General features: G+C 63.7%; 10 protein-coding genes. 4 read left to right on the top strand and 6 right to left on the bottom strand.

All coding sequences use genetic code 11. The features are described from left to right. Positions 1-2: 2 nt before the first annotated feature. The 4 genes from erpA to L0C21_RS07900 all read left to right on the top strand — a co-directional run bounded on the left by erpA (position 3) and on the right by L0C21_RS07900 (position 3,667). Positions 3-338, top strand: a complete 336-nt coding sequence (erpA, locus tag L0C21_RS07915; RefSeq protein ID WP_259277838.1) for an iron-sulfur cluster insertion protein ErpA — start codon at positions 3-5, stop codon at positions 336-338. Positions 339-367: 29 nt separating this feature from the next. After that, positions 368-1,171: an exodeoxyribonuclease III gene (locus L0C21_RS07910; RefSeq protein WP_259277837.1), complete on the top strand. Its 804-nt coding sequence runs from the start codon at positions 368-370 to the stop codon at positions 1,169-1,171. A 467-nt stretch (positions 1,172-1,638) separates the two neighbouring features. Continuing rightward, positions 1,639-2,403: a THxN family PEP-CTERM protein gene (locus L0C21_RS07905; protein ID WP_259277836.1), complete on the top strand. Its 765-nt coding sequence runs from the start codon at positions 1,639-1,641 to the stop codon at positions 2,401-2,403. 490 nt (positions 2,404-2,893) lie between these two features. After that, a complete protein-coding gene (locus tag L0C21_RS07900; protein ID WP_259277835.1) occupies positions 2,894-3,667 on the top strand; it encodes a THxN family PEP-CTERM protein in 774 nt (257 codons plus the stop codon). Between the two features lie 653 nt (positions 3,668-4,320). Here L0C21_RS07900 and ilvD read toward each other — a convergent pair. The 6 genes from ilvD to L0C21_RS07870 form a co-directional block, all read right to left on the bottom strand. Further along, entirely contained in the window at positions 4,321-6,036 is a 1,716-nt protein-coding gene (gene ilvD, locus L0C21_RS07895; RefSeq protein ID WP_259277834.1) for a dihydroxy-acid dehydratase, read from the bottom strand. 180 nt (positions 6,037-6,216) lie between these two features. Further along, positions 6,217-6,948 carry an N-formylglutamate amidohydrolase gene (locus tag L0C21_RS07890; RefSeq protein WP_259277833.1) on the bottom strand — a complete coding sequence of 244 codons (732 nt, stop codon included), beginning with the start codon at positions 6,946-6,948 and terminating at the stop codon, positions 6,217-6,219. A 178-nt stretch (positions 6,949-7,126) separates the two neighbouring features. Beyond that, on the bottom strand, positions 7,127-7,540 hold the full coding sequence (locus L0C21_RS07885) for a response regulator (protein WP_259277832.1): 414 nt from the start codon (positions 7,538-7,540) through the stop codon (positions 7,127-7,129). Between the two features lie 8 nt (positions 7,541-7,548). Next, positions 7,549-8,994 carry a sensor histidine kinase gene (locus tag L0C21_RS07880; RefSeq protein WP_259277831.1) on the bottom strand — a complete coding sequence of 482 codons (1,446 nt, stop codon included), beginning with the start codon at positions 8,992-8,994 and terminating at the stop codon, positions 7,549-7,551. Continuing rightward, positions 8,988-9,701 (bottom strand): PAS domain-containing protein, encoded by a 714-nt coding sequence (locus L0C21_RS07875; RefSeq protein WP_259277830.1) that lies wholly within the window; start codon positions 9,699-9,701, stop codon positions 8,988-8,990. Before L0C21_RS07875 ends, L0C21_RS07880 begins: the two co-directional genes overlap by 7 nt. Before the next feature lie 342 nt (positions 9,702-10,043). Beyond that, positions 10,044-12,692, bottom strand: coding sequence for a valine--tRNA ligase (locus L0C21_RS07870; RefSeq protein WP_259277829.1), 2,649 nt, complete (start codon positions 12,690-12,692; stop codon positions 10,044-10,046). Between the last annotated feature and the right edge of the window lie 192 nt (positions 12,693-12,884).

Below are 12,884 nucleotides of genomic sequence, written 5' to 3'. Positions count from 1 at the left end.
TTATGTCCCAATCACCCGTTGCCCTTTCGGAGGCAGCCGCCAAGCGGGTCGCCACGCTCATCGAGCGGCAGGGCAATCCCCGGCTCAAGCTGCGCCTGTCGGTCGATGGCGGGGGCTGCTCGGGCTTCCAATACAAATTCGGCTTCGACGAGACCGTCCAGCCCGATGACACGGTGGTGGAACGGGATGGCGTGACCATGGTGGTAGACGCTGTCAGCCTGCCGCTGCTGGAAGGTTCGGAAGTGGATTATGTCGAGACGCTGGGGGCAGCGTCGTTCCAGGTGAAGAACCCCAACGCCCAGTCCTCCTGCGGCTGCGGCACCTCCTTCTCCATCTAACCCAAACCGGCAGCAGAACGGGGGCAAACGTGCGGATCGCAACCTTCAACATCAACGGGATCGGCGCGCGCCTGCCCCGCCTGCTGGAATGGCTGGACACGTTCAAGCCGGACGTGGCCTGCCTGCAGGAAATCAAGACCCAGACGGAGACCTTCCCCCGGCTGGAGTTCCAGACGCGCGGCTATGAGTGCGCCGTGCAGGGGCAGAAAGGCTTCAACGGCGTCGCCATTTTGAGCAGGATCGGGCTGGAGGATGTCTCCATCGGCCTGCCCCACCTTGCCGGGAATGACGACGAGACGGACGAGCAGTCCCGCTTCATCGAGGCGACGGTGGGCGGAGACGTGCGGGTCGCCTGTCTCTACCTGCCCAACGGCAACCCCCAGCCCGGCCCCAAGTTCGACTACAAGCTGGCGTGGATGCGCCGCCTGATCGCGCACGCGAAGACCGAACTGGCAAAGGAGCGGCCCTACGTCCTGACCGGCGACTACAACGTTTGCCCCACCGACGAGGATGTGTGGGACGTGGCCAAGATGGCGAACGACGCCCTTACCCAGCCGGAATCCCGCGCCCTGTTTCATGAACTGCTGTGGCTGGGCTTTACCGACGCCATCCGCGCCGTGCAGCCCCAGGGCCACGCCTTCACCTACTGGGATTACCAGGCCGCCGCCTGGTCGAAGGACTGGGGCCTTCGCATCGACCACATGCTGCTCTCCCCCCAGGCCGCCGACCGCATGGTGACGGCGGGTATCGATCGACGCCCACGGGGACAGGAAAAGGCCTCGGATCACACGCCGGTGTGGTGCGAGCTGAAGGACGGCCAAACCACGGCCTAAAACGCCTTTCGAGCAGGACGGCGCACCCGGCGCCGTAGCGGAAGCGACCAGAGGGGCACGCGGCCAACAGCCGTGCCCCCGTTCTTCCTTGTCGTTTGGTGCCCCACCCTTGCCGGCGCATACGCAGCTGCGCCGCACAAATCAGCCTATTATTATCCTGTTTGGTTTGTTTTGCCGCAAAGCTCCGCGCGCGCCGGACGCGCTGCCACCAAGGTGCGCTTACCTCTCCCCTCAGCCAAGAATCCGAAAATCCATTATTTTACATTGAATTAATTCAAAACTATTGAATTCTGTCGGCTAATTTTACGCCATTACAGACCAGACATATTTTCTTATGATATAAGGCATTGATATAGCCACTTTATCCAAATTGGCACATCGCTTGCTTCTATCTCCTTGCCGAAAGCAACCAAGCCCAAGGGCACAACCAACCCAACCCGAGGGCACAGACATTGTGGGAGATGGAAATGAAACTGCAAAAACTGCTCATGAGCGTTGCTGCCGCAGGCATGCTCGCCGCGGCTCCGGGCGTTGCCCAGGCTGCCCTCATTACGTCCTGGGACTACACGGTCGACGCAACCTGGGATAACTGGGCGCCCGCCGGGGTTACGCAGTTTGTCGAAGGCAACGAGGACGTGCTCGAGTGGGGCACCGAGGACCTCGGCGGCCTCAGCCAGCTGCGCGTGACCAACAACATCGCCGGCACCATCATTACCAACGACGGCGTTGGCTCGCCGGGTGCGACCCTGACCCATAACAACTTCGCGATCGACCCGCCGACCCTCGCCAGCACCGACCTCATCATCGACCTGACCTTCGCCCCGACCGACGACGGCCTCGGTTCGGCGTTCAGCCAGACCTTCTTCATCGACTTCGAGGAAACCCTGAACGAAGAGCCCTGCCTGCCGGACTCCATCTCGGTTTGCGATGACATCTTCGTTCTCAACAACCCAGGCGACCTGTCGGTCCAGTTCCAGATCGAGGACTATCTGTACACCGCCAGCCTCGTCTTCGATGAAGCCAACTTCGAAGGCGGCCAGATCTTCTTCGACGACATCGATGGCGACGGCGTGGCCGAGCTGTACTTCCTGACGCAGGAGAACCTGAGCTCGGTTCTGCCGACCAACATCGTGATTACCGCCCAGCAGGTCCCGGAGCCGGCCGCTCTGGGTCTCGTGGGCGCGGGCATCTTCGGTCTTGGCCTGGCCGCGCGCCGCCGCCGCAAGGCCTAAGCCGGAATTGGCAGAAGAACCATCACCGGATCCTGGCGGGAAGCAAGAACGCCTGGCCAACCAATACAGGCCCTGCTCCCGCCAGGATGACGACAGCCAAGGGAACCCTGAAATAAAATTTCCGTTCTTCAGACACAAGCACGGCCCGCCAGTACACCTGCCCATAGCGGCAGCGCGCCAATCGCTTTGTCTATTTTTATCCTGTTTGGTTACATGAGGGTTTGCGCCCAGCGCCACAGCCTTGCCGCCGGCAAGAATGCGCGCGACTGGCCCTTGCCCTGTGACCCGCCGTTTTCCTCAGTTTTTTATTACATTAAATCAATATCATTGAAATTTGTCGGCCAGATTTACGCCGTTACGCAACGTATATATTCTGTCCGGACATAAGATGTTGAGTTTCGACAATTTTCCCAAATTGGCACGCTCATTGCTTATCTCCCCCTGCCAAAAACAACCATGCCTAAGGGCATAGCCAACTTGGGAGATGGAAATGAAACTGCAGAAATGGTTTATGAGCGTTGCTGCTGTTGCCGTGCTGGCAGCTCCTGGCGCTGCCCAGGCCGCACTCATCACTGCGTGGGACTACACGGTCAATGCCCACTGGGAAAACTGGACTCCGGGCAGCGTCACCAACTTCGTTGAAGGCAACGAAGACGTGCTGCAGTGGGGCACCGAGGACGACGGCGGTCAGAGCAACGGCCTCAGCCAGCTGCGCGTGACCAACAACATCGCCGGCACCATCATTACCAACGACGGCGTCGGCTCGCCGGGCGCGACGGTGACTCACAACAACTTCGCCATCGACCCGCCGACCCTGGAGAGCACCGACCTGGTGGTTGACCTGACCTTCGGCCCGTCCGGCTCGGGCGAGAGCGTTCCGTTCACCCAGACCTTCTTCATCGACTTCGATGAAACCCTGAACCAGGAGCCCTGCCTGCCGGACTCCGCCTCGGTTTGCGATGACATCTTCGTTCTCAACAACCCAAGCGACCTGTCGGTCCAGTTCCAGGTTGAGGACTATCTGTACACCGCCAGCCTCGTCTTCGACGAAGCCAACTTCGAAGGCGGCCAGATCTTCTTCGATGACCTCGACGGCGACGGCGTGGCCGAGCTGTACTTCCTGACGCAGGAGAACTTCAGCTCCATTCTGCCGACCAACATCGTGATTACCGCCCAGCAAGTTCCGGAGCCGGCCGCTCTGGGTCTCGTGGGCGCGGGCATCTTCGGTCTTGGTCTGGCCGCGCGCCGCCGCCGCAAGGCCTAAGCCTACGCTACACCTGACCTGACATGGGAAAAACGCAAAGGGCGCCGAAGAGGCGCCCTTTGTCGTGCCAAAAAACCATGCGGGAGCGGAAACGCTCCTGCGAGGGCGAAACGGTCAGGGCTGAGACAGCCGCCCTCCCCGGTTCACCGGACCTGCACCGGCAGCAAGGTCGCCATGCTTCCTCGCCACCGGCCCAGGACAGACATGTACACCATTTAACGCAACGATACGCAACACGCTTAACGCGACGCAACCAGCGCAAACGGAGACACTAAACGCAACGCAACTGACGCAACGGAACGCCACTTACTCACAACGCAACGCAACAGTTACACACTCCCTGGCAGGAGATTCCGTTGTTCGTCCGCCTGGCCGCGCGCCTTCCCTCAGACCTGCCCGAGCCCGGTTGCCACCCAACAACAAACAGGACACGCAACGCTTACGCGGACATTGAAATTGCTATTAGCAATCCCGGTCTCTTAAATGAGAAGCGGAGCCCAAGAGTCAACCCGAAAAACTGCAGAAAACTGCCGTTTCGCGGGCTTCTCAAACAGAACGCGCCGCCCTCGGGGAAGGACGGCGCGCCTTATCTAGCGAATAAAAAGACTTATTGCTATAACAAAAAGGCCAAGGTTCGCCCGAACGGTCGGATTTTAGATATCCGCAAAGACATGGGTTTCGGCCTTGGCCCCTGGGTGGGTGACCGCGCCCAGGCGGGCCGGCCCCACATTCTGGGCGAATCGCCAGATAGCGCCGGCGTTATAGTCGGTCTTGCGCGGCTGCCAGGCCTTGCGGCGCTCGGCCAGCTCCTCCTCGCTCAGCTCCACATCAATGGTGCCCGCAACGGCATCGATGCGAATCATGTCGCCATCCCGCAGCAACCCGATGGGACCGCCCTCCGCCGCCTCCGGCCCCACGTGGCCGATGCAGAAGCCGCGGGTGCCCCCCGAAAAGCGGCCATCGGTGATGAGAGCCACTTTCTCGCCCATGCCCTGACCGTAAAGGGCGGCGGTGGTGGAGAGCATCTCGCGCATGCCCGGCCCGCCCTTCGGCCCTTCGTAACGGATGACGATGACATCGCCTTCCTTGTACTGCCGGTTCTCGACCGCCTGGAAGGCGTCCTCCTCGCAATCGAACACGCGAGCGGGGCCGGAGAAGACCAGGTTCTTCATGCCCGCCACCTTCACGATGGCCCCTTCCGGCGCGAGGCTGCCGCGCAGGCCGACAACGCCGCCGGTCGGCGTGATCGGGTTGGAGATGTGGCGGATCACCTTCTGGTCCGGGTTCCAGGTGATCTCTTCCAGGTTCTCGGCCAGGGTCTTGCCGGTGACGGTCATGCAGTCACCGTGCAGATAGCCGCCCTCCATCAGGGTCTTCATCGCCATGTAGATGCCGCCTGCCTCATGCATGTCCTTGGCGACATAGCGGCCGCCCGGCTTCAGATCGGCGATGTAAGGCGTGCGCTTGAAGATCTCGGCCACGTCGAACAAGTCGAACTCGATGCCGCACTCGTTGGCCATGGCCGGCAGGTGCAGCGCCGCGTTGGTGGAGCCGCCCGTGGCCGCCACCACCGTCGCCGCGTTCTCGAACGCCTTGCGGGTGCAGATATCGCGCGGACGGATGTTCTTCTCGATGAGCTTCATCACGGCGCGGCCGGCGGCGCGCGCCACCTCCTCGCGGCTCTGGTAGGGCGCGGGCGCCATGTTGGAGTTGGGCAGCGACAGGCCGATGGCCTCCGCCACGCCGGCCATGGTGTTGGCGGTAAACTGGCCGCCGCAGGCGCCATGGCCGGGGCACGCCACCTTCTCCAGCGCGATCAGCTCCTGCAGCGGGCAGCTGCCCGCCGCGTGCTGGCCCACCGCCTCGAACACGTCGACAACCGTCACATCCTTGCCGTGGAAACGGCCGGGCAAGATGGAGCCGCCATAAACGAACACGGAGGGCACGTTGAGGCGCAGCATGGCCATCATCATGCCAGGCAGGGACTTGTCGCAACCGGCGAAGCCGACGAGCGCATCGTAGCAGTGGCCGCGCACGGACAACTCGACGGAGTCGGCGATGACCTCGCGGCTGACGAGCGAGGCCTTCATGCCCTGGTGGCCCATGGCGATGCCGTCGGTCACGGTAATGGTGTTGAAGCGGCGCGGCATGCCGCCCGCCTCGATCACGCCCTCGCGCGCAATGTCCGCCTGCGCGTCCAGCGCCGTGTTGCACGGCGCGCTGTCGTTACCGGCCGAAACCACGCCGACGAACGGCTTGGCAATGTCTTCCTCGGTCAGCCCCATGGCGTAGTAGTAGGACCGGTGCGGCGCGCGCTCGGGCCCAACCGAAACATAGCGGCTGGGCAGCTTGGACTTGTCGAACGGCATTACATGACCTCCTGATAATCTTGAGCCACGTCCTAACGGCTGCGCGCAATAAACGGAAGGCCCTGGATGCAAAAATCGTAAAAAAATGGCGCAAACCGCGCCCTGCCCCACCGGCTTCCGGATTTCGGCAGAGGAAGCCTACTTCCCCTTGCGAAGCATCGCCGCGCCTACAGGCCGCACCTACAGCAGGAAGCGCAGCAGGGCCGAGAGGCGTTCGCTCCAGTCGGCCACGCCCTCGGGGGTCGAGATCAGGTCCTGCCGGATCTCGATGGAGAGGTAGGGCAGCCCCCGCGCCTCGGCGTGCCGGTCCATGGTGTAGTTGAGCAGGCGGCCCGAATAGGGCTCGTTGTCACCCACCACCAGGCCGGGTTCACGGCGCAGCCAGTCGATGGCGCGGCGGGAGAGCCGGTCATCCTGATTGTAGAGCAGACCGATGTGCCACGGCCGCTCGAAACCATTCATTCTGGGCGTGAAGCTGTGCATGGAGATGAGCGCCGGCTTGCCATCGGATTCGAGCATGGAGTCGATCTCCGCCGACAGCCCGTTGTGATAGGGGTGGAAGTAGCGATCCAGCCGCCGCTGCCGTTCCTCCGCCGTCAGCCCCATGTTGCCGGGGATGAGAACCCCGTCCGATGACTCGGGGATCAGCCCAGGGTGGTCGGGGTCGCGGTTGAAATCGATGAGCAGGCGCGAGACGCTGGCCGGCCACAGCCGCCCGCCGGTGCGGTTCCGCACGGCCCGGGCCACGTCCAGCGAGCCGATGTCCCAGGCGATGTGTTCCTGAAGGTAGCGCTCGTCAACGCCAAGGTTCTCGTAGCTTTCCGGAATGAAGTTGCTGGCGTGGTCCGCCACGAACAGCAAACGCTGCGCGAGGTATGTTTTCCGGGGACCGGACGGGACCAGATTGAGCATGACGACAAGACCTCAGGGGAAACGGCGCAAGCAATGACGAAACACAGCTTGGCATTTAGCCGATTGCGCGGCCCTGAGGGTAAAAAATCTGCGCCTTGCGCCACCGGGCGTCGCGCCTGCGCCTCCACTCCCCGAAGCGACTGTTCCGCCACGCCGCAGGCCGCCCGCCCGGCGGCCCCTAGCCGCCTTCGACGGCCGCCTCCCCGCAGCCGGCCGCCTTCTTGCGGTTGCGAACCAGCGCCGCCTGCAGAACCCAGGCCAGGTCGTCTATCCTGAACGGCTTGCCGATGATCGGCACGCCCGTGAACTCCGGCGGCACCCCCTTCCCGCCGTAACCGCTGGCGAAGGCGAACGGAATGCCACGCTCATCAAGGGCGGCAGCCACCGGAAACACCATGACGCCGGCCAAGTTGATATCGAGCAGCGCGATATCAAACCCGCCCTGCGACACGGCGGCCAGGGCATCCTCCACGGTGCCGGCGATGGCGCTGATCTCACAGCCCAGGTCCGCCAGCATGTCTTCGGTCAGCATCGCCACGATGCTCTCGTCTTCAACGAACAGGACGCGCAGGCCCTGAAGCTCGACTCGCATAGACCTTCCTAATCAAGCGGCAGATCGAGCCGGCACTGAACGCCGGCCGGCTCGAACCGCAGATCGCACTGGCCACGCAGATCAACCCTGACGCTACGCTCCAGCAACCGGGTTCCGAACCCCTTGCGGGACGGCGGCGCCACTTCCGGCCCGCCGTGCTCCCGCCATGCCAGGCGCAGATGGCGCCGGCCGGCCTCGTTCGGCGCAACCGACCAGTTCAGCCGCACCATGCCTTCCGGCCGGGACAGCGCGCCATACTTCGCAGCATTGGTCGCAAGCTCATGGATGAGCATGCCGAGCAGCACGCCGATGCGCGGGCTGAGCGTGATCTCCGGCCCGGCAAGCCGCACCCGCCCTTCATCACCCGCGTGGGCCGCCAGCTGGGAGTCCAGCAGCTCGCCGAGCCCCACGCCGGTCCAGCGGCGGCGGGTCAACAGGTTGTGCGCCGCGCTGAGCGCCATCAGGCGGCTCTCGAAGTTCTTCGCAAAGTCCTGCGGCGTCGAGCGCATCGTTTGCGCCGCGATCGACTGAACCGTTGCCAGCGTGTTCTTGACCCGGTGGTTCAGCTCATCGATCAGCGCCCGCTGCTCATCCTCGGCGCGCTTGCGCTCGGTCATGTCGACCAGCATGTTGATGGCCCCGGTCGCCTCGCCCGTCGCATTCCGCAGCAGCTTGGGGAACGGCATGAACGGCACCCGCGTGCCGTCCGGCCGCTCCGCCAGGGCGATGAGGCCCCGCATTTCCCTGCCGTGCCGGAGCGTCTGGGCCATCGGGCACTCCTCATGGGGCATGGGGGTGCCGTCGCTGTCATAAAGCCGCCAGGTGACGCACCACTTGTCGTTGCCCAGCTCGGGCCGCCGCCCGGCAAACTGCACGGCGGCCTCGTTGTAGAAGCTGATCCGGCCGTTTATGTCGGTCGTGTAGATGGCAACCGGCAGCGCCTCGAGCAATTCCCGCGATACCCGCTCGCTCTCCTCAAGCCGGTTCTGCGTCTGCTTGCGCTCCGTCACGTCCTCGACAATGCGGACGCCATAACGGACCTGGCCGGTCTCATCCCGGACGACCGAACTCAGGATGCGGATGAAGATTTCGCTTCCATCCCGGCGCTTGTGACGGGTGACGACGGCATAGTTGTCGTCACCGGCTGCCTGTTCCCGATAGCCGTCCTCGCCGGTGTCCCCCTCGGGGTGCACGACCTCCTGAAAGCCAAGGCCAAGCAGCTCCTCGCGGCTGTACCCGAAAATCCGCTCGAACGCGCTGTTCAGCTGGACGAGGCGCCCCTTTTCATCCACCTCGGCAATGCCGATGGGCGCGGCCTCGTAGGTGGCGGCAAGACGCCGCTCGGCCTCCGCCTGCAGCACCTGCGACTGACGCCAGGCCGTGACATCGACGGTGAAGCAGCGGGAATTGAGGAAAACGCCGTCGCACATGTTGGCGTTCGAGGTAATCAGCACATGGCGGATCGAGCCATCCTTGGCGAGGAGGCGGGCCGGATACTTGTCCAGCCTCTCCCCCTGGACAGCCGCGCGAGAATGTCGGCAATGGCATCCTCATCCGCATGGAAATCGCGGATGGAGCGGCCGACATACTCCTCGCGCGTGTAGCCCAGCAGGTCCAGCTCGGCCTGGTTGGCGCGCAAAATCGTGCCATCGGCCGCCACCAGATGCAGGCCGACAGCGCCGTTCTCGAAGAAATCCTCCAGATCCTGAAGGCTGCGCCTCAGCGCGCTGCGGGTGCGAACAGTCTCCGTAATATCCCGAAAGCAGCAGATGGCGCCGGCAAGCTGGCCCTCGTCATCCCGCACCGGCTCGCAGTTGACCAGAAGCGCCACGGAGCGGCCATCGGGCAATTCAAATTCCAACTCCTGCTCCGCCACGGGCACGCCGGTTTGCAGCACGCGGGCGGCAGGCGTTTCGGCAAAGGACAGCTCCCTGCCGTTCCCATAGATGCGGCAAGACTCGCAAAGAGCCTCCAGGCACTTGCCCGGCTGCGGAGCCTCGCCCCAAAGCACCTTGGCGCGATGATTGTAGCGGATGATCCGGCCATCGATATCAATGACGCAGATGGCAGACGGAATGGCATCAAAGATGGCGGCTGGCGCATCCGCAAGGGCAGAGAGGCCCGGCGACTGCCCGTCGTCCACACGGCAAAACTGGTTCATACTCTGTACCGCCCCTGCCCCCTTTACAGAGAGCGCTGGTCCTGCAGTCAGTAGAACTCATAAGCCCGGCAATTGTTCCGACGCCGGACCAATCCACCGCCATATTATTAGGAAGCCGGAATCTCGATAACGCGCAGAAGCGGCAATCCGGTGCCATGCCCAACCGGCGAGGCTTGCGGCAAGGGCGCAAGGAAGCTTCAAACTGGCGTATACGGATTTGCAGTCCGTTGTCCAGCCGCTCTGCCCCCTGCAGCAAAGGGCGCTGATAGCGCGGCCCGGCCCAACGGACGGCAGGCGCAGGAGGGCCAGAGACCAGACCCTCCTGCAATACCTGAACCCGGCTTAGCCCAGCGTCTTGAGGGCGTTTTCCAGCCGCTCGGCCTGGGCGGCGAGGTCGGCCAGCTTCTCGCGGGCTTCTTCCACCACCTCGGGCTTGGCCTTTTCGATGAACGCCGGGTTGTTCAGACGCCCTTCGATGCCGCCCATTTCCTTGCGGGTCTTCTCAAGGCTCTTGGTGAGGCGGGCCTTTTCGGCGTCCAGGTCGATGATATCGGCCACCGGCAGCAGGTAGGTGGCTTCCTCGACCACCACCTGGATCGCGCCCGCGTCAACGCCCTCGCCGGGGTTGATGCTCTCAAGCCGAGCGAGGCGCAGCAACGCGGGCTCGTAGTGCTTGAGGCGCACGATGGTCTCGGCCTTCGCGCCCGTGACGACCGCCGCGATCTTGGCAGACGGCGGCACGTTCAGCTCGGTGCGGGCCGAGCGGATGGATGAGATGAGGCCGATGAGCCAGGAGATATCGCTGACCGCCGAGGCGTCGATCACATCCGCCGGGACCTTGGGCCACTCGGCAGTGATGAGCGCGGTATCGCGGGTCTGGCCAAGGGCGTTCCACAGCTCCTCGGTGAGGAACGGCATGATGGGGTGCAGCATGACCAGAATCTGATCCAGCACCCAGCCGGCAACCGCGCGGGTTTCCGCCGCCTCGCCCTCGCTCTCGCCGTTCAGGATCGGCTTGATGAGTTCGAGATACCAGTCGCAGAAGCGGTCCCAGACGAAGCTGTAGATGGTGTTGGCGATATCGTCGAACCGGTAGGCCGCATAGGCCTGCTCGACCTTGGCGACGGTCGCCGCCACCTCGCCGATGATCCAGCGGTTGATGGTGAGGCTGGCCACAGGCGGGGTCGGCCCTTCCGAGCCGCCAATGCCGTTCATCTGGCAGAAGCGCGAGGCGTTCCACAGCTTGGTGCCGAAGTTGCGGTAGCCCTGGATGCGGGCCTCCGACAGCTTGATGTCCCGCCCCTGGCTTTCCATGGCGCACATGAAGAAGCGCAGGGCATCCGCCCCGAACTTGTCCATGAGGGTGAGCGGGTCGACCACGTTGCCCTTGGACTTGGACATCTTCTGCCCCTTCTCGTCGCGGACGAGGCCGTGGCAGTAGACGGTGTGGAAGGGCTCGGTGCCCATGAACTCGATGCCCTGCATCATCATCCGGGCGACCCAGAAGAAGATGATGTCGAAGCCCGTCACCAGCACGTCGGTCGGGTAATGGCGCTTCAGGGTCTCGGTCTGCTCCGGCCAGCCGAGCGTGCCGAACGGCCACAGGGCGGAGGAGAACCAGGTGTCGAGCACGTCCTCATCGCGGCGGAGCGTCACGTCCAGCCCCAGCTTCGCGTGAGCAAGCTTGTAGGCGTCCTCCTCCGTCTCGGCGACGAACACGGAGCCATCCGGCGCGTACCACGCCGGGATCTGGTGGCCCCACCACAGCTGGCGGGAGACGCACCACGGCTCGATGTTCTCCATCCAGTTGTAGTAGGTCTTGGTCCAGCCCTCGGGGACGAACTTGGTGCGCCCCGAGCGCACCGCCTCGATGGCGGGCTGGGCCAGGGTCTTGGCGTCCACGTACCACTGGTCGGTGAGCCACGGCTCGATGACGACGCCCGAGCGGTCGCCATAGGGCATCTGGATGGTCTTGGGCTCGATCTTCTCGACAAAGCCCAGCGCCTCCAGCGCGCCCAGCACTTCCTTGCGGGCCTCGAAGCGGTCCAGCCCGACGAAGCGGGAGGGAATGCCCTCGGCAGCGATGACGCGGGCCTCGGCATCGAAGATGTTGATCATCGGCAGCTTGTGGCGCTGGCCGACGGCGAAGTCGTTGAAATCATGCGCCGGGGTGATCTTCACCGCGCCGGAGCCGAGCTCGGGGTCCGCCCATTCGTCGGCAATGATGGGGATGAGCCGCCCGGTCAGCGGGTGGCGGATCATTTGGCCCACGATATCCTTGTAGCGCTCATCCTCCGGGTGAACGGCGACAGCCGTATCGCCCAGCATGGTCTCGGGCCGCGTGGTGGCAACGACGATGTAGCGCGAGGGATCGTCCGCCAGGGGATACTTCAAGTGGGCGAAGATGCCCTGCACTTCGCGCATCTCGACCTCAAGATCGGAAATGGCGGACTTGAAGCGCGGGTCCCAGTTCACCAGCCGCTTGTCGCGGTAAAGGAGCCCCTTGTTGTAGAGATCGACGAACACCTTGACGACAGCCCTGGACAGGCCTTCGTCCATGGTGAAGCGCTCGCGCGACCAGTCGCAGCTTGCGCCCAGACGGCGCAGCTGGCGGGTGATGGTGCCGCCCGATTCTGCCTTCCACGACCAGACGCGCTCCAGAAACTTCTCGCGGCCGAGGTCGGCGCGCTTCAGCCCTTCGCCATCCAGCTGGCGCTCGACCACCATCTGCGTGGCAATGCCCGCGTGGTCGGTGCCCGGCTGCCAGAGAACGTCGTAGCCCTTGAGGCGGTGGTAGCGCACCAGCACGTCCTGCAGGGTGTTGTTGAGCGCGTGGCCCATGTGCAGCGAGCCGGTGACGTTCGGCGGCGGGATGACGATGGTGAAGGTGGGCGCGCCTGGGCGCTGGCCGGCCTTGAAGGCCCCGGACTCTTCCCAGATTTGATACCACTTGGCCTCGATGGCGGACGGTTCGTAAGTCTTCTCAAGCATGGCGTCATCCTCTCGCGGCCGGCACATTTGCCAGACTTCGCTCGATGGGGAAAGGCTTTAGAACAGGTTTTCCAACGGTTGAAAGCGGGATAGGGCCCGCCTCGCCGCGTCGCAAAGATCAATTATCGTTTTTTTCCTATTGACGACAGGCAATGACTGTGAGACAAGCAGCGAACGAAGCGGTGCGGTTGC

The sequence above is a fragment of the Pedomonas mirosovicensis genome, assembly GCF_022569295.1.
Lineage (GTDB): Bacteria > Pseudomonadota > Alphaproteobacteria > Sphingomonadales > Sphingomonadaceae > Pedomonas > Pedomonas mirosovicensis.
Note: the sequence above shows the minus strand (reverse complement) of the source record. Positions and strands in the feature narration are given on the sequence as shown.

What these genes read in the sequence shown, in the direction of transcription:
- erpA (WP_259277838.1), top strand. Translation starts at nt 3, where the DNA reads ATGTCCCAATCACCCGTTGCCCTTTCGGAGGCAGCCGCCAAGCGGGTC.
- L0C21_RS07905 (WP_259277836.1), top strand. Translation starts at nt 1,639, where the DNA reads ATGAAACTGCAAAAACTGCTCATGAGCGTTGCTGCCGCAGGCATGCTC.
- L0C21_RS07900 (WP_259277835.1), top strand. Translation starts at nt 2,894, where the DNA reads ATGAAACTGCAGAAATGGTTTATGAGCGTTGCTGCTGTTGCCGTGCTG.
- ilvD (WP_259277834.1), bottom strand. Translation starts at nt 6,036, where the DNA reads ATGCCGTTCGACAAGTCCAAGCTGCCCAGCCGCTATGTTTCGGTTGGG.
- L0C21_RS07890 (WP_259277833.1), bottom strand. Translation starts at nt 6,948, where the DNA reads ATGCTCAATCTGGTCCCGTCCGGTCCCCGGAAAACATACCTCGCGCAG.
- L0C21_RS07885 (WP_259277832.1), bottom strand. Translation starts at nt 7,540, where the DNA reads ATGCGAGTCGAGCTTCAGGGCCTGCGCGTCCTGTTCGTTGAAGACGAG.
- L0C21_RS07875 (WP_259277830.1), bottom strand. Translation starts at nt 9,701, where the DNA reads ATGAACCAGTTTTGCCGTGTGGACGACGGGCAGTCGCCGGGCCTCTCT.
- L0C21_RS07870 (WP_259277829.1), bottom strand. Translation starts at nt 12,692, where the DNA reads ATGCTTGAGAAGACTTACGAACCGTCCGCCATCGAGGCCAAGTGGTAT.